Origin of the sequence: Microbispora sp. NPDC088329, from assembly GCF_040685655.1 — a bacterium.
In the GTDB taxonomy this organism is placed as follows: domain Bacteria; phylum Actinomycetota; class Actinomycetes; order Streptosporangiales; family Streptosporangiaceae; genus Microbispora.
Genome location: NZ_JBFBIP010000009.1, coordinates 46,234 through 62,774 on the forward strand (window position 1 = coordinate 46,234; position 16,541 = coordinate 62,774).

17 protein-coding genes are annotated in these 16,541 nt (G+C 72.3%); 7 read left to right on the plus strand and 10 right to left on the minus strand.

The window, feature by feature from the left end; all coding sequences use genetic code 11:
- Entirely contained in the window at window positions 1–618 is a 618-nt protein-coding gene (locus tag AB0O28_RS18370) for a rhomboid family intramembrane serine protease (RefSeq protein WP_357225220.1), read from the minus strand.
- Window positions 619–751: 133 nt separating this feature from the next.
- Between AB0O28_RS18370 and AB0O28_RS18375 the strand changes: the two genes are divergently transcribed.
- On the plus strand, window positions 752–1,354 hold the full coding sequence (locus AB0O28_RS18375) for a TetR/AcrR family transcriptional regulator (protein ID WP_363641541.1): 603 nt from the start codon (window positions 752–754) through the stop codon (window positions 1,352–1,354).
- Entirely contained in the window at window positions 1,351–2,259 is a 909-nt protein-coding gene (locus AB0O28_RS18380) for an SDR family oxidoreductase (RefSeq protein ID WP_363641543.1), read from the plus strand. Before AB0O28_RS18375 ends, AB0O28_RS18380 begins: the two co-directional genes overlap by 4 nt.
- Before the next feature lie 94 nt (window positions 2,260–2,353).
- Here AB0O28_RS18380 and AB0O28_RS18385 read toward each other — a convergent pair whose 3' ends face one another.
- The 7 genes from AB0O28_RS18385 to AB0O28_RS18415 all read right to left on the minus strand — a co-directional run bounded on the left by AB0O28_RS18385 (window position 2,354) and on the right by AB0O28_RS18415 (window position 9,077).
- Window positions 2,354–3,151: a crotonase/enoyl-CoA hydratase family protein gene (locus AB0O28_RS18385; protein ID WP_363641545.1), complete on the minus strand. Its 798-nt coding sequence runs from the start codon at window positions 3,149–3,151 to the stop codon at window positions 2,354–2,356.
- Window positions 3,152–3,166: 15 nt separating this feature from the next.
- Window positions 3,167–3,946, minus strand: a complete 780-nt coding sequence (locus AB0O28_RS18390; RefSeq protein ID WP_363641547.1) for an SDR family NAD(P)-dependent oxidoreductase — start codon at window positions 3,944–3,946, stop codon at window positions 3,167–3,169.
- A gap of 33 nt (window positions 3,947–3,979) precedes the next feature.
- Complete coding sequence (locus tag AB0O28_RS18395; RefSeq protein ID WP_363641549.1) at window positions 3,980–4,324, minus strand: STAS domain-containing protein; 345 nt, start codon at window positions 4,322–4,324, stop codon at window positions 3,980–3,982.
- 29 nt (window positions 4,325–4,353) lie between these two features.
- Window positions 4,354–5,130, minus strand: a complete 777-nt coding sequence (locus AB0O28_RS18400; RefSeq protein ID WP_363641551.1) for an ABC transporter ATP-binding protein — start codon at window positions 5,128–5,130, stop codon at window positions 4,354–4,356.
- On the minus strand, window positions 5,115–5,879 hold the full coding sequence (cbiQ, locus tag AB0O28_RS18405) for a cobalt ECF transporter T component CbiQ (protein WP_363641553.1): 765 nt from the start codon (window positions 5,877–5,879) through the stop codon (window positions 5,115–5,117). Before cbiQ ends, AB0O28_RS18400 begins: the two co-directional genes overlap by 16 nt.
- Before the next feature lie 75 nt (window positions 5,880–5,954).
- Complete coding sequence (locus AB0O28_RS18410) at window positions 5,955–7,004, minus strand: energy-coupling factor ABC transporter permease (protein WP_363641555.1); 1,050 nt, start codon at window positions 7,002–7,004, stop codon at window positions 5,955–5,957.
- A 75-nt stretch (window positions 7,005–7,079) separates the two neighbouring features.
- Entirely contained in the window at window positions 7,080–9,077 is a 1,998-nt protein-coding gene (locus AB0O28_RS18415; protein WP_363641557.1) for a glycosyltransferase family A protein, read from the minus strand.
- 316 nt (window positions 9,078–9,393) lie between these two features.
- Here AB0O28_RS18415 and AB0O28_RS18420 point away from each other — a divergent pair, with 316 nt between their 5' ends.
- Window positions 9,394–11,751, plus strand: a complete 2,358-nt coding sequence (locus tag AB0O28_RS18420; protein ID WP_363641559.1) for a GH1 family beta-glucosidase — start codon at window positions 9,394–9,396, stop codon at window positions 11,749–11,751.
- A 12-nt stretch (window positions 11,752–11,763) separates the two neighbouring features.
- Here AB0O28_RS18420 and AB0O28_RS18425 read toward each other — a convergent pair whose 3' ends face one another.
- On the minus strand, window positions 11,764–12,258 hold the full coding sequence (locus AB0O28_RS18425) for a hypothetical protein (protein WP_363641561.1): 495 nt from the start codon (window positions 12,256–12,258) through the stop codon (window positions 11,764–11,766).
- Window positions 12,259–12,388: 130 nt separating this feature from the next.
- Between AB0O28_RS18425 and AB0O28_RS18430 the strand changes: the two genes are divergently transcribed.
- The 4 genes from AB0O28_RS18430 to AB0O28_RS18445 all read left to right on the plus strand — a co-directional run bounded on the left by AB0O28_RS18430 (window position 12,389) and on the right by AB0O28_RS18445 (window position 15,911).
- A complete protein-coding gene (locus AB0O28_RS18430) occupies window positions 12,389–13,027 on the plus strand; it encodes an HD domain-containing protein (RefSeq protein WP_363641563.1) in 639 nt (212 codons plus the stop codon).
- A gap of 75 nt (window positions 13,028–13,102) precedes the next feature.
- The gene (locus tag AB0O28_RS18435; RefSeq protein WP_363641565.1) at window positions 13,103–13,324 is read left to right on the plus strand and encodes an EF-hand domain-containing protein; all 222 of its coding nucleotides are present in this window, start codon (window positions 13,103–13,105) and stop codon (window positions 13,322–13,324) included.
- Window positions 13,325–13,413: 89 nt separating this feature from the next.
- Window positions 13,414–14,037, plus strand: coding sequence for a TetR family transcriptional regulator (locus tag AB0O28_RS18440; protein WP_363641567.1), 624 nt, complete (start codon window positions 13,414–13,416; stop codon window positions 14,035–14,037).
- A gap of 323 nt (window positions 14,038–14,360) precedes the next feature.
- Complete coding sequence (locus AB0O28_RS18445) at window positions 14,361–15,911, plus strand: FAD-dependent monooxygenase (protein ID WP_363641569.1); 1,551 nt, start codon at window positions 14,361–14,363, stop codon at window positions 15,909–15,911.
- Window positions 15,912–15,915: 4 nt separating this feature from the next.
- Here the strand turns inward: AB0O28_RS18445 and AB0O28_RS18450 are convergent, their stop codons facing one another.
- On the minus strand, window positions 15,916–16,485 hold the full coding sequence (locus AB0O28_RS18450; RefSeq protein ID WP_363641571.1) for an isochorismatase family protein: 570 nt from the start codon (window positions 16,483–16,485) through the stop codon (window positions 15,916–15,918).
- Between the last annotated feature and the right edge of the window lie 56 nt (window positions 16,486–16,541).

Genomic DNA, 16,541 nt, shown 5'->3' on the forward strand with positions numbered 1-16,541 from the left:
TCAGGCCCTGCGGCGGCGCAGCAGCCAGGCGGCGATCACGCCGCCGATGAGGCCGAACAGGTGGCCCTGCCAGGAGACGCCCGGCTGGGTGGGCAGGGCCCCCCACAGGATCGAGTAGTACAGCACGGCGACCACGACGCCGAGCACGATGTCGAGGGCCCGGCGGTCGAACAACCCCCGGGCCACCACATAACCGAAATATCCGAAGACGAGGCCGCTCGCGCCGATCGTCAGCGTGTCCGGCGGGCTGGTGAACCACACGCCGAGCCCGCTGACCAGGATGATGATCAGGCTCGCCCCCAGGAACCTGCCGATCCCTCTGATGGCGGCCACGAACCCCAGGATCAGCAGCGGCACGGAGTTCGCCATCAGATGGGCGAACCCGGCGTGCAGGAACGGCGCGAACAGGATCCCGGGCAGGCCGTCCGGCTCGTGGGCGACGATGCCCCACCTGTCGAGCCGTCCGTTCTCGATGTAGTCGACGATCTCGATCGCCCACATCACCGCGACGAGCACGATCATCAGGATCGCGCTGCCGAGTGCACCGGTGAGCAGCGCGGACGTCCGCTCCCGCATCGACCGGCCCGGCCGGGGCAGCCCGGGCCCGGAATCACTCATGGTCTCACCGTACGCAGTCCCGCTCACGAACGAGCGGACTGCCCCGATCCGCCGGGATCATGCGCTCGGGTTGCGAGGAGAGGGCGGACGACTGTATTTATAAATGAACAGTCATTTATAAATGGGAGGGCCGGTGGCGGGACGACCCCGCGGTGTGGACGATTCGGTGATCCTGCGCGCGGCGGCCGAGGTGATCGGCCGGGTGGGTCCCGCGGGGCTGACCCTCGCCGCAGTCGCCGACGAGGTGGGGCTCGTGCCCGGCACTCTCGTGCAGCGCTTCGGGTCCAAGCACGGCCTGCTGGTGGCGCTGGCGAGGCAGTCCGCGCACGAGGCGCAGGCCCACCACGAGCGGCTGCGGCAGGGGCGTCCCTCGCCGCTGGAGGCGCTGCTGGCGCTGGCCGAGGAGTCGATGTCCCTCATGGACACCCCGGAGCGCTTCGCCAACCACCTGGCGTTCCTGTGCATGGACCTCACCGATCCACAGCTGCACGAGCACGCCCTGGTCGTCCACGAGGCGCAGCGAGGGGCGATCCTGGCCCTGCTCGACGAGGCGGTCGCCGACGGCGAGCTGCGAACCGGCACCGACACCGCCGCGCTGGCCGAGTCGGTCCAGGCCCTGATCGCCGGCACCGGCCTGACGTGGGCCCTCGACCGGCGGGGCACGCTGCCGGAGCGGCTCAGGAGGGCCGTCACCGGCCTGCTGGCACCCCACAACCGCCGCGAGGAGAAGCGATGAACGACAGACAGCCACTCGCCGGGAAGGTCGCCCTGGTCGCCGGAGGCACACGGGGCGGCGGACGCGGCATCGCCGTCGAGCTCGGGGCCGCGGGCGCCACGGTCTACGTCACCGGCCGCAGCAGCGCGGCCGGCCGCTCCGACCTGGACCGTCCTGAGACCGTCGAGGAGACCGCGGCGCGGGTCACCGCGGCCGGCGGCACCGGCATCGCCGTGCGCACCGACCACAGCGACCCCGAGGAGGTGCGCGCCCTCATCGACCGGATCGCCGCCGAGCAGGACGGGCGGCTCGACGTCCTGGTCAACTCCGTGTGGGGCGGCGACGCGCTGACCGACTGGGAGCACCCCCTGTGGGAGCAGGACCTCGACACCGGCCTGCGGCTGCTGCGCCGCGCGGTGGAGACCCACATCGTCACGAGCCGGTTCGCGCTGCCCCTGATGGTCGCCCGCCGGAGCGGCCTGGTCGTGGAGGTCACCGACGGGAACACCGCCCGCTATCGCGGCTCGTTCTTCTACGACATCGCCAAGTCCACGGTGATCCGCCTCGCCGTGGGCCAGGCGGCGGAGCTCAAGCCGTACGGCGTGGCGGCCGTCGCCGTCACGCCGGGGTTCCTGCGTTCGGAGGCCATGCTGGAGCACTTCGGCGTTACCGAGGCCAACTGGCGGGACGCGGTGGCGAAGGACCCGCACTTCGCCCACTCCGAGACCCCCGCCTACCTGGGACGGGCCGTCGCCGCCCTGGCCGCCGACCCCGGCGTCATGGCCAAGACCGGCCGCGCCCTGGCCACCTGGGGGCTCTACAAGGAGTACGGCTTCACCGACGCGGACGGCACGCAGCCGGACTTCGCCGCCCACTGGGCCGACGGCCTGGAGGAGGAGTACGGCCCCCTCGGCGACCCGCTCTGACCCGCTCTCCGGACCGGCCCGCTCCGGACGGCTCGCTCTGAACAGCTCGGGGCGCCCCTGTGAGGAGCGCCCCGAGCGGGCCCGCGGCCGAGGGTTACTCGCCTCTCCAGACGGGAGCGCGCTTCTCGGCGAAGGCCGCGGCGCCCTCCATGGCGTCCTTCGAGGTGAAGACCGGGCTCACGATCTCGCCCTGCCTGCGGAACATCTCCTCGCGCGACCAGTCGGCCGACTCCACGATGACCCGCTTGGTCGCGGCGAGCGCCAGCGGCGCGTTCGCCGCGATCGTGCGGGCCAGTTCGAGCGCGCCGTTGAGCGCCTCTCCCGGATACGTGATCCGGTTGACCAGCCCCAGCTCGTACAGCCGGGTGGCCGGGTAGTGCTCGCCGGTCAGGGCGATCTCCATGGCCACGTGATACGGAATGCGGCGCGGCAGCCGCATGACCCCGCCCGCGCCGGCGACCAGGCCGCGCTTGGGCTCCGGCAGGCCGAACTTCGCCTCCTCGGACGCGACGATGATGTCGCACGACAGCGCCAGTTCGAAGCCGCCGGCCAGCGCGTACCCCTCGACCGCGGCGAGGATCGGCTTTTTCGGCGGCGCCTCGGTGATGCCACCGAAGCCGCGGCCTTCGACCACCGGCATGTCGCCGGTGAGGAAGCCCTTCAGGTCCATGCCGGCCGAGAACGTGCCGCCGGCCCCGGTGAGGACGATCGCGGACACGTCGCGGCTGTCGTCCAGCTCGTCCAGGGCGGCCGCGATTCCGCGCGCCACCGCGCCGTTCACGGCGTTCCTGGCCCTGGGCCGGTTGATGGTGACGACGGCCACGCCGCCGTCGACGATCTCTACGAGCACCTCGTCCGGCTCAGCGGCCGGCCCGGAGTTGACCTCGGACACCTGACCTCACCCGGCTCACTTGGGCTGGAAGCGAATGCCGCCGTCGAAACGGATGACCTCGCCGTTCATGTAGTCGTTCTCGATCAGCGTGCGGACCAGGTGGGCGAACTCCGAGGCCTTGCCGAGCCGCTTGGGGAACGCCACCGGCCCGATGAGCTTGGCCTTGAACTCCTCGGCGTTCTTGTCGCCGATCTTCCCGTAGATCGGGGTGTCGATGATGCCCGGAGCGATGGTCAGCACGCGGACGCCGATGACCGCGAGGTCGCGGGCGGCGGGAAGGGTCATGCCGATGATGCCGCCCTTCGAGGCGGAGTACGCCACCTGGCCCGTCTGGCCCTCGAGACCGGCGACCGACGCGGTGTTGACGACGACGCCGCGGGCGCCGTCCTCGTCCACCGGCTCGGTCTTGGCCATGGCCGCCGCGCCGATACGCATGAGGTTGAAGGTGCCGATCAGGTTGACGTCGATCACCTTGCGGTAGGCCGCCAGGTCGTGCGGGGAGCCGTCCCGTCCGACGGTGCGCTGCGCCCAGCCGATGCCGGCACTGCTGATCACGGCGCGCAACGGCTTGCCAGTGGCGACCGCCGCCTCGACCGCGGCCTGCACCGACGCCTCGTCGGACACGTCGGTGTGGACGAACACGCCGCCGATCTCGTCGGCCAGCGCCTTGCCGCGCTCCGCGTTGAGGTCGGCCACGACCACGGTAGCCCCGACGCGGGCCAGTTCGCGGGCCGTCGCCTCGCCGAGGCCGCTGGCACCGCCCGAGATGATTGCTGCTGCTCCGTTCAGATCCATAGCCGGACCTTAACGCGCGAACCGAATGAAGTTCTACTCGGGGTAGCGCAAAATCGCGGTATCGACGTCGGGGTAGACCTTGATCCGCCGGTCCAGGCCGGTCGTGCGCAGAATCCGGGCCACCGGAGGCTGCGGCGAGGCGAGACACACCCCGCCACCCTCGCTCGTGGCCAGCCGCCAGGCCTCGATGAGCACGCTGAGCCCGCTGGAGTCCATGAACGACAGCTCGCCCAGGTCCAGCACGAGCGTGGGGCCGTCGTCGCGAATGGCGTCCCGTATCTCGTCTCGCAGGAACGGCGCCGTGAACAGGTCGAGCTCCCCCTCCACGGCCACCACGACGGCATTGGAGAGCGATTGGCGCGCGAGCCGCAGCTTCATCGTCGGGACCTCCTCAGCTCCGGCCCACTTTACTTATCCATCACCCCGGGCTGAGCAGGGACGGCGAAGCCGTACGGGAGTTCGAGCCGGTGGGCGGCGAGCAACCGGCCGTCGGCGAGCAGCGCGTGCGTCGGCCCGTCGGCGGCGATCACTCCTTCGGACATGATGAGCGAACGCTCGCACAGTTCCAGCGCGTACGGCAGGTCATGGGTGACCATCAGCACGGTCACGTCCAGGCTCTTGAGGATTTCGGCCAGCTCGCGGCGGGACGCCGGGTCGAGGTTGGACGACGGTTCGTCGAGGACGAGGATCTCCGGCTCCATCGCCAGCACCGTGGCCACGGCCACCCGGCGGCGCTGTCCGAAGGACAGGTGGTGCGGCGGCCGGTCGATCGCGTCCAGCATGCCGACCCGCTCCAGCGCGTCGTGCACACGGCGGTCGAGTTCCGCGCCGCGCAGCCCGAGGTTGGCCGGGCCGAACGCGACGTCCTCCCGCACCGTCGGCATGAAGAGCTGGTCGTCCGGATCCTGGAACACCAGCCCGACCCGGCGGCGGATCTCCCGCAGGCTGTCCGCGCGCACGGGAAGCCCGGCCACCTCCACCGTTCCGTGCCCGGCCGTGAGGATGCCGTTGAGGTGCATGACGAGTGTCGTCTTGCCCGCGCCGTTCGGTCCGAGCAGGGCGACCCGCTCCCCCCGCTCGATCGTCAGGTCCACGCCGTACAACGCCTGGGTGCCGTCGGGGTAGGCGTACGCGAGGCTGCTCACTGTGAGAGAGGGGCCGCCGGAGGTCACGTCGTGCTCCACGCCAGTAGGGCCGTCACCGCGGCGAGGCAGGGCAGCACGGCCGCCGTCGCCCAGTCTCGTCCGGTCGCTGTTATATCCCTGATCGTCGGCATCTCGCCCGTGTAACCACGGCTCAGCATGGCGAGGTGGACCCGCTCCCCTCGCTCGTACGAGCGGATGAACAGGGCGCCCGCCGACTTGGCCAGCACGGGGGCCTGCCGGAGGTCGCGGGCGGCGAATCCCCGCGACTCCCTGGCGATCCGCATGCGCCGCATCTGGTCCATGACCACGTCCAGATAGCGCAGCATGAACGTCGCGATCTGCACGAGCAGCCGGGGCAGCCGCAGCCGTTCGGCGCCGAGCAGCATCATCCGGGGCTCGGTCGTGGACGCCAGCAGGATCGAGGCGACCACGCCCAGCGAGGCCTTGGCCAGGATGTTCCAGGCCGCCCACAGGCCGGGCTCGCTCAGCGACAGGCCGAGCACCTGGACCCGCTCGCCCGTGCCGATCACCGGAATCGCCAGCGCGAACAGCACGAACGGCACCTCGATCACCATGCGCCGCGCGATCGCGCCCGCCGGCACCCGGGCCGCGACCGCGACGGCGGCCAGCAGCAGCGCGTCGACCGCGAACGCCCAGAAGCGCTCGCGGGGCGTGGCGACCACGACCACCGCGAACGCGACGACCGCCGCCAGCTTGCAGTGCGGCGGCAGCCGGTGGACGGGCGTGTCGGCGGGCCGGTAGATCGGGTGATGGTGCCCGGCGCTCACTTCACACTCACAGGGCCATCATCGCCGACTCGCCGCGCCCGCATGCGCGCAGGGCGTGCTCACAGGCTCGGCGGCTCACCGCGCGTTCGCGGGGGTCATCCCGTCGGTCATCCGCCGGCGCCGGCGGATGACGTAGAACACGCCGCCTCCTGCCGCGACCGTCAGCGCCACGCCCGCCACCCCGGCCAGACCGCCGGACAACCGCTGGTTCTCCACGCCCTTCACGGCGTATCCCGCCAGCGGGCCGTCCTCCGCCGCGTGCGGCTTCTCCTGCGCGCTCATGCCCTTGTCGGCCGCCACCTTCTCCAGCCCGTCGGGGTCGCCGGAGGCGTAGAACGAGACGACACCGGCCAGCAGCACCGCCACGAGCGCGCCGCCCACCAGGACCGGGCGCAGGCCGATCCCGGCCGAGGGCGCCTCCGGAGACGCCGGCCCGACCTGGACCTCCCCCTCGGCGGTACGCAGCGTCAGCGTCCTGGTCATTCCGCGCGCGCCGTACACGAGATCGGGGCGCACGGCCAGCACGCTGCTCACGGTGAGCGCGGTGATGAAGCCCTCGCCGAGCCCGATGAGCAGGTGCACGCCGCCCATCGCGGCGGCCACCGAGCCCAGCTCGATCGGCGCGGTGCCGCCGAGCCAGAACAGGGCCGTGAACACGAGCGCCGCCGCCGGGACGGAGACCAGCGCCGCCACGAACGACGCGGCCACCAGCGTCGCCCGGCCGCGCGGCGCGCCCCTGGCGATCAGCCGGAACACCGCCCAGCCGACGACCGCGGTCACGATCGCCATGAGTGTGATGTTGACGCCCAGCGCCGTCAGCCCGCCGTCGGCGAAGAAGAACCCTTGGACGAGCAGCACGACCGCGACGCACAACACCGCGGTGTACGGCCCGACGAGTATCGCGGCCAGCGCCCCGCCGAGCAGATGACCGCTGGTGCCCGCCGCGACGGGGAAGTTGAGCATCTGCGCCGCGAAGATGAACGCGGCCACCAGGCCCGCCATGGGGGCGGTCCGGTCGTCGAGCTCCCGCTTGGCGCCCCGCAGGCACACGGCCACCCCCGCGGCCGCGAAGACCCCGGCGCCGACGGACACAGGGACATCAAAGAACCCATCGGGCACGTGCACGGCTATAACCCCTTCGAAACGGGCGAATCTCCCCCCACTTTAGGGCACCGAGTTGTAGTTGCAAATGATTCGCAATTAGCGATGGCGCATGCTCCGGATCATCCGCCTGACCACGGTCAGAGGGGAGGCCACCCGCACCGACACACTGAGCCTCCGGTTGACCGCTGTGGCGTACGGCCGCGCGGTCCACTGCACCGCTCCCCAGACCCCCGCTCCCCATCCCACGGCGCCCCACTGCTTCGGGCCGCACCACCATCGCAGGGGGCGGTCCAGTGCGTCCGCCTCGGCGACCTTGACCGGGAAGCGCAGCGGAGGACCGCCGAGGCCGAGTTCGAGGTAGGCGTCCCAGGTGCCGGGCCCCAGGCCGGCCGTCTCGGCCGCGAACTCCAGCGGCCCGGCCGCCACGGCCCTCTCACGGTGTTCCCGGCCCGATGCCCGCTCGCGCCAGATCAGGTGCCGTACGGCCGAGGCGGCGGCCTCGTCCCCGACGCGCACCTGCCCCTCGACGTGCAGCCGCCTTCCTCGCCACCGGGCCCGCGCCAGCCGTACGACGGCGGGGAAGCGGGCGACGTGCCCGCCGACATCGAGACCGAGGTGGCCCTGCGACCGGGTGAGGAAGGGCACCGCGACGGCCCCGCCCACCAGATGGGAAGCGGGGGCGCGGACGCCGGCGTCGCGGCGGGAGCCGAGCCGGGCCAGCCGGCGCGCGCCCTCGCACTCGACGGCCACGTGGACGTCCCACACTCCGGGCGGCAGCTTCGCCACGTCGACCACCGCGGTGAAGGATCCGGCGGAGCCGGTCCCGCCGCTGGTCACACCGCTGGTCACACTGGGCGCCACACCGCTGGTCACGATGAGCGCGCGCTCCTCACACGACAGGCGATCGCGCAGCACCACGCCCACGATGCCGCCCAACTCAGCACCGTCCAACTCAGCGCCGTCCACCCCGGCGCCGTCGCCGCCGTCAGGCGCGGCAGCGCTCAGTGCGGCAGTGCTTGATGCGGCAAGGCTTGATGTGGCAGTGCTCGGCGCGGCGCGGTTCGCGTCGGTGAGGGCGGCCCATCCTTCGATCAGCAGGCGGTCGCCCCGCCACTCGACGCCGGTCAGCCGGTGCCGCAGCGACGCGGCCTCCACGCGCGCGAGCCGTACGAGCCGGTCGGGGTCGTCGAGCGCGGCGACGCGGGCGGCGTCCACGCCGTCGAGACCCGCGCGCACGCCCGGCGTCAGCCACTGGCCGCAGATGTCGGCCACCTCGACGGCGATCTTCTCGCGGTGGGCCTCGCAGGCGGCCAGGAAAGGCGCCCCGAGCTGGGCGAGCACGTCGCGGCGCAGGTGCCGCAGGAGCAGGCGGTCGCGCAGCGCGCCGGGCGGCACGTGCCGCGCCATGACCTCGATCGGCGTGCGGACCACGCGCAGCCAGCCGAGCGGATCCCGCACGGACGCGCCGCTGCCGCCCTCCGCGTGATAGCAGTCACGGTCCGCGACCACGGAGATCACTTGGGCGTGGCAGTACGCGTGGACGGTGAAGGTCATGTCTTCGCCGCGCCGTTGCGCCTCGTCGAAGCGGATGGCGTGCCGTTCCAGGAAGTCACGGCGGAAAAGCTTGAAGCAGGACAGATCGTCGTAGACGTCGGGTAATGAGGCCCTGTCGGCAACGCCCCGCAGCCCTTGGCGCGCGCCGGCGACCTCGCCCACGACGACGTCGGCGTGGTTGCGGTCCCCCGCGGCGACCAGACGGGCCAGCGCGTCGGGAGCGAGATGGTCGCCCGCGTCGCAGAAGAGGACGTACCTCCCGGTCGCCCGGTCCAGTCCGCGGTTGCGTGCGCCGCCGGGCGTGCCGGGCTGGGCGTCCTCGATCACGGTGATCAGCCGGGGGTGGTGCGCGGCGTAGAGACCGAGCAACCCCAGGGTTCCGTCCCGCGAACCGCCGTCGACCACGACGATCTCCTTGGCGACCCGCTGAACGAGCAGCGAGGTGAGGCAACGGTCGAGCGACGCCCGGCGGTTGTACGCCGGGACGACGACGCTGACGTCGATCCCCCGATCGGCGCGCTGGTCACTCCCCGTATCCATCGCCCTTCATTATGTGCCGACGACCCGCCCCGGCCCCGCCTGCGCCGCGCCGGACGTCTCACGCGCTTCCCCGCGTTTCCCCGCGTCACGCCGGGTCTCCCTACGGCTCCCGCGACCCGGCGGCCGCCTCGTCGGCCGTGTCGCCCGTGCTTCGATGCCTGCTCCTGGACTTCGCCGCGGGCGCGGGCGACGCCCCCGGAGGCCACGACCCGCTCACTCGATGCCGCCGGGCCGCGGCCGGCCGCCGTCTGAGTGGCGGGTTTCGCGCGCGACGCGGCAGACTGAGCGCTCACCGAATCACCGGGGGTTCGTGTAGATGCGCACCACGTTGTTCCCAGAGGGTTTCGTCTGGGGAGTGTCCACGTCCGCGTTCCAGATCGAGGGCGCCACCGACCGCGACGGCCGGGGCCCCTCCATCTGGGACGCCTTCGCGGGCGGGGCGTACGGCGACCCGGCCTGCGACCACTACCTGCGCCACGCCGACGACGTCCGGCTGATGCGGGACCTGGGCATCGCGGCCTACCGGTTCTCGGTCAGCTGGCCGCGGGTGCTGCCGGAGGGGCACGGCCGCGTCAACGGCCCCGGGCTCGACTTCTACGACAGGCTCGTGGACGAGTTGCTGGAGGCGGGCATCGCGCCGTACGCCACGCTGTATCACTGGGACCTGCCCCAGGCGCTGCAGGACGGCGGGGGATGGACCTCGCGGGACACCGCCCACCACTTCGCCGACTACGCCCGAGTGGTGTACGACAGGATCGGCGACCGCGTGGACACGTGGTTCACGTTCAACGAGCCGTGGGTGGCCGCCTTCCTCGGCCACGCCTCGGGGGTGCACGCGCCCGGCCGGCGGTCGGCGTCCGACGCCTTCGTCAGCGCCCACCACATGCTGCTCGCGCACGGGCTGGGCCTGGAGGCACTGCGCGAGCGGGGCGCCGCCAGGGCCGGCGTCGTGCTGAATCTCTCCCCCGTCCTCACCCCCGCGCAGCTCGGGGACATGTCCCTCGACATCCCCGATGAGGACGCCGAGGCGGTGGCGAGGATCGACACCCTGCACAACCGGCAGTTCCTAGAGCCGGTGCTGCGGGGCCGCTACCCCGCCGAGCTGCTGCCGCTGATCGAGAAGGCCGCCGGGCTCGGCCACATCCGCGACGGAGACCTCGACCTCATCGGCCGGCCCATCGACCTGCTGGGCGTCAACTACTACACCCCCATCGCGGTGCAGGCCCAGCCCAGCGCCCCGGCCGACCCCGCCTTCCCCGGCAGTGAGGGCGTCCTGTTCTGCAGCGTGCCCACGGCCGTCACCGCGATGGGCTGGCCCATCATGCCGAGCGGCCTGTCCCTGGTCCTGCGGCGCCTGTCCGAGGAGTATCCCGAGACCGAGCTGATGATCACCGAGAACGGCGCCGACTTCGAGGACGCCGTCACCGGCGACGGCATTCACGACGTCGACCGGATCAGCTTCGTCGAGGAGCACCTGCGCGCCCTGCGGGCCTCGATCGACGAAGGCGCCCGGGTCCGCGGCTACCTGCTGTGGTCGCTGCTCGACTGCGTCGAATGGGCGGACGGCTACCGGCGCAAGTTCGGCATCGTCCACGTCGACTTCACCACCCAGCGGCGGCTGCCCAAGGACAGCGCGCTGTGGTATCGCGACGTCATCAAGCGCAACGGGCTCGGGGCGGAGCGGCCCAAGCGGCCCACGCTCGAGACCGTCGCCGCCCGCGCGGGCGTCTCCCGGGCCACGGTCTCGCGGGTCGTGAACGGTGAGGCGCGGGTCAGCCCCGATGTGCGCGCCGCCGTGCTGCGCGCCGTGCAGGAGCTGGGCTACGTGCCCAACGCCGCCGCCAGGAGCCTCGTCACCCGGCGGACCGACTCGGTCGCGCTCGTCCTGTCGGTCCCACGGCACGGCGGCGAGGCGCTGACCTCCGCCGTCGTCCAGTACGTCACCAGCGTCCTTGAAGGGGCCGGCAAGCGGATCACCCTCATGCTCGCCGACACGGCCGAGAGCCATCGGCGCATCGTGCGGCATGTGGAGGCGCGGCAGGTCGACGGGGTCGTGCTCGTTCCCCCGGACGGCCCGGACACGCTCACCGAACGGCTCACGCGCACCGGGGTGCCGGTCGTGCTGCTCGGCAAGCCCGCCATCGCCTCCCTCGTGCCGCACGTGGACGTGGACAACGCGGGTGGGGCGAGGGCGGCCACCCGGCACCTGCTCGACCGGGGGCGCCGCCGCATCGGCGTGATCTGCGGCCCCACGGACCTCGTCGCCGTCAAGGACCGCCTCGACGGGCACCTGGCCACGCTCCACGAGGAAGGCCTGCGGCCCATGATCGCGCTCGCCGGCCCGGACGACGGCGAGTCGGGTGCCGCCGCGGCCCGTGAGCTCCTGTCCGGCGGTCAGGCTCCGGACGCCGTGTTCGCCGTCTCCGACGAGCTGGCGATCGGCGCTCTGCGGGCGGCCCGCGAGATGGGACTGCGGGTGCCGGAAGACCTGGCGGTCGTCGGCTTCGGCGACATCCACGCCGCTTCCTGCACGACCCCGCCGCTCACCACCGTGCGGGTGCCCGCCGCGGATCAGGCCCTGGCTCTGGCGCGGCTGCTCCTGTCCCGTCTCGACGGCCGCCACACCAGCCCCGTCGTCCTTCCCACACGCCTGGTGGTCCGCGCCACCACGTGACCGTCCGGTCGATCACCCCGGCGAAGGGGGGTCCTGCCGCAGGCGGCCGGTCTCCGTCCGCGCATCGGCCTTCCCCGTCACGCCGCGTACGGTGACGTCGCCGTGCTCACTGCGGATCGTGACGTCGATGTCCCTCGGCACCACGAACACGTAGTCGGTGTGGCTTCCGGCCGTGTCCCTGATCGGGCCGCAGAACGAACCCGCGTCGTCGCACACCAGTCCGACCGTCAGCGAGCCGTCGCCCCACGACTCCACCCGGGGACCCGCCCCCTGCGCGTGACGGTTCACGCGCACCTCGGTCACGTCGGCGCCCACCACCTCGACGTCGCCGTGGTCGGTGTGGACGTCGAGCGTCCGGATGCCGCCGAACGACGAGGGCGAGCCCGGCAGCGTGTCCGTCGTCGACACGACGAGCACCACGAGCAGCGCGACGAGCAGCGGTATCGCCGCCGCCCACGCCAGGGTCCGGCCCGTCCGCGGGCAGCCCGTCCACATGCCGATGTCCATGGCGCAGTCGTACGGCCCGCCGCCTGCACGGCGGTTGCGGCCCGCTTACGTGGAGTACGTCCTCGGAGCGGTCACGCGGAGCATTCAGCGGGAAGGCTCCGGTAGGACCGGGCACGCGAGGAGGGGTGTCATGAGCGAGACCATCGCCGGAGTCGCCGTTCCCGATTCGACGCTGGCCAGGGAGGCGACCGGGCTGGTGCGGGAGGCGGCGCCCCCGTTGCTCTACCACCACTCGCGCCGGGTGTTCCTGTTCGGCTCGTTGCGGGGCCGGCGGCTCGGGCTGCGGGCCGATCCCGAGCTGCTCTACGTCGGGGCGATGTTCCACGATCTCGGGCTCACCGAGCGATACCGCCGTACGGACCAGCGGTTCGAGATCGACGGCGCCGACGAGGCCCGCCGGTTCCTCTCCTCCCGCGGGGTGCCTGAGGACGCCGTCCGCAGGGTGTGGGAGGGCATCGCCCTGCACACCACGCCGGAGATCCCCTACCGGCTGGAGCCCGAGGTGGCCCTGGTGACCGCCGGCGTGGAGGCCGACGTGCTCGGCGTCGGATTCGCCGATCTGGCCCCCGAGGACGTCGAGGCGGTCGTCGCGGCCCATCCTCGTCCCGACTTCAAACGCCGGATCCTGGCGGCGTTCACCGAGGGGTTCAAGGACCGCCCCGACACCACGTTCGGCACCGTCAACGCCGACGTGCTGCAGCACTTCCTGCCCGGGTTCCGGCGCGTCGACTTCGTGGAGGTGATCCAGGGCTCCGCCTGGCCCGAGTGACCGGCCTGCTATCGATCTTTTCCCCGGTACGGCATAGGTTGTCTGTGTCGTCCCCCGGTGCGAAGGCAGGTCGTTGTGACTCAGGAGCTCAGCCACGAGCGGTTCGAGGCCCTCAAGCGCGAATTCGACGCGATCGACGGCGACGGCGACGGCTTCATCACCGAGGCGGAGCTGCTGTCCCACTTCCCCGGCTTGCCGCCGGAGGCGATCGCCGCGCTCGACCGCGACGCCGACGTGGACGCCGACGGCCGGTTCTCCCTGGAGGAGTTCGTGCGCCTGGCCGGCGCCCGCGGCTGACACACGCACCGGCACACAAAAGTGCGTCTCACGCAAAATTACTTGTCACGCATCTTTGCTCCACGCGCAAATAGTTGTAGGGTGGTCCCGTGAGCAGGGAAGGCGAGCGTCCGGGGCTGCGCGAGCGCAAGAAGCTGGAGACGCGCACCGCGCTGAGCTGGGCGGCGATCCGGCTGACCGTGGAGCGCGGACTGGAGAACGTACGCGTGGAGGACATCGCCGCGGAGGCGCACGTGGCTCCGCGGACCTTCAACAACTACTTCTCCAGCAAGGGCGAGGCGATCGCCGCCAGGCACCTCGACCGCGCCCGGTTGGTCGCACATGAGCTGCGCCGCCGCCCGGCGTCGGAGTCGCTGTGGGAGGCCATCAAGATTTCCGTGCTGACCCAGCTCGCCTTCGGTGAGGATTACGGCGCCGGCCAGCCGGACCAGCAGTGGCAGACCGGCGTCCGGCTCATGATCAGTGAGCCCTCGCTGCAGGGCGAGATGCTCAAGGCCAACGCCATCGCCGAGGCCGAAATGGCCGCGGCCATCGCCGAACGGACCGGCACCGACGTCGCCCGCGACCTCTATCCGCGCCTCGTGGCGGGCGCGGCCGGGGCCGCGATCAGGGTGGCCATGGACCAGTGGTTGCGGGCCGATCCCCCGGTGCCCATCAGACCGCTCATCGAGGACGTGCTCGGCCGGCTCGCCGCCGGACTGCCCGAGCCCTGACCGTCGTACGTCCCCGCGTACGACACCACCCGCGGCGGCCCGGAGGCCGCCGAGATATCCGGCTCCGGAACCGCACCGCTCTGCCGTATCCCCCTGTGACGTGCCGCGTAGGCACGCCGCCCGGTCGTTCACGCCCTGACGCCGGAAGCCCGACACGCCTGACACGCCTGACATCGGACGCAGAACGCCGCCGATCGACCGGCGCCGTCTTGCCCGTCCGCCATGCCCAGGGTTCGCCGTACCACGCATTCGCCACGCCCTGACTGCCGCGTGATTCGTCATGCCGCGAACTCGCCATGCCCGAACTGCCAAGGAGGACCACCATGACCGAAGACGTCGTGATCGCCGGCGCCGGACCGAACGGGCTGATGCTCGCCTGCGAGCTGAGCCTGGCCGGAGTGCGGCCGATCGTGCTGGAGCGCCTGCCCGGGCGCACGCGGGAGAACCGGGCCAACGGACTGGTCGGCCAGGTCGTGCGGGCCCTCGACCGCCGCGGCCTGTACGGACGCCTGAGCGGCAGCGCCGAGCCGCCCCAGCCGAGCCCGGCCTTCGTGTTCGGCGCCATGCCCCTCGACCTCAGCCGGCTCGACGACAACCCGATGTACGGCCTGCCGGTGCCGCAGCTGCGGATCGAGCAGGTGCTGGAGGAGCGCGCGCTCGAACTCGGCGTGGAGATCCGCCGGGGCCAGGAGCTGACGGGGCTCTCCCAGGACGCCGACGGCGTCACCGTGGAGATCAGCGGGCCCGAGGGCGGCTATCGGCTGCGCACCCGCTACCTCGTCGGCGCGGACGGCGGGCACAGCGTCACCCGCAAGCTGTGCGGCATCGGCTTCCCGGGGGTGACCAAGGACGACTCGACCTCGCGCGGCGGGCACGTCACCGTGCCGGCCGAGCTGATCGATCCGGTCACCGGCGGGCTGAACGTGCCCGGCTACGGGCCGATCCCACCGTTCATGCACCACCGCACCGACCACGGCCTGTTCGTGTACGCGCCGTTCCCCACCGGGACGCTCGTCCACACCACCGAGTGGCACCAGGACGGCGACGACGAGCCGATGAGCCTGGACGAACTCCGCCGGAGCATCCGCCGCGTGCTCGGCGTCGACCTGCCGATCGGCCCGCATGACGGCGAGGGCCCGCACCAGCTGCGCCGCCGCACCGGCGGCAACACCCGCCTGGCCGAACGGTTCCGGGACGGCCGCGTGGTGCTGGTGGGCGACGCCGCGCACGTGCACAGCGCGATCGGCGGACCCGGCCTGAACCTCGGCCTGCAGGACGCGATCAACCTGGGCTGGAAGCTGGCCGCCGAGATCCACGGATGGGCCCCGCCCGGCCTGCTCGACACGTACGAGACCGAGCGGCGCCCGGCCGCCGAGCGCGTGGTCATGCACACCCAGGCGCAGTCCGCGCTGATCGCCCCCGGTCCGGAGGTGACCGCGCTGCGCACCCTCTTCGGCGAGCTGCTGCGCGACGAGCGCACCGTCAAGCACATCGCGGACATGATGTCCGGGGCGGACATCGGATATGACCTCGAAGGGACCCACCCCCTGACCGGGCGCCCGGCCCCCGACCTCGTGCTGGAGACGGAGACCGGCTCCGTACGGCTCGCCGAGCTGACCAGGACCGCACGGCCGCTGCTCATCGACCTGACGCCTGACGCCGCGCTGGCCGGGGCGCTCCGGGGCTGGCACGACCGGGTGGACCTCGTCACCGCGCCGCGCTGTGTCCCTACCGCTTTGCGCTGTGTCCCTACCGCTTTGCTCCTGCGCCCGGACTGCTACGTGGCCTGGGCGTCGGACTCCCCCAGCCCGGACGGGAAGGAGCGCGACACCCTGCGTACGGCCCTGGCCTCGACGTTCGGCGCCGCCCGCTGACAGGTCAGGCGAAAGCGGCGAGGATCGCCCCGGTCGTGTCGATCTGGGCGATCCTCGGCAGGATCACCCCGAGAGAGTTCTCGTGCGCCGAGGCGACCAGGTCGGTGACCGCGTCGGAGGCCACGGCGATCTCGTAGCCCCGCTCGCGAGCGCCGCGCGCCGTGGACTCCACGCCGATGCTGGTGGAGATCCCCGCCAGCACGATCCCGGTGACGCTCCGCCGCCGCAGTTGCAGGTCGAGCTCGGTGCCGTGGAAGGCGTCCCAGCCACGCTTGGTGATCGCGATGTCGGTCGGCCCGTCCGGGACGCGCTCGTCGTACTCGGCGAAGTCCGGCGCGGGCGCGATCGCGGGCCCGGGCGCGTCCGTCCGGGCCCGCAGCACGTCACCGCCGTCGGGAGAGAACGCCACCCGCACCCGCACGACCGGAAGGCCCCGCTCGCGGGCGGCCCCCGCGAGCCGGGCGGCGTTGGCGACGACCTCGGCCACCGGATGCGCGGTGGGCAGGGCGGTGATCCCCTTCTGCAGGTCGATCAGGACGACGGCCGTGCGGTCGTCGAGCAGTGTGATGGGCATGTGAGCTCCTCCAGATAGACAGCAAAACTGTACAGCCATGCTGAATATTTAGCCAG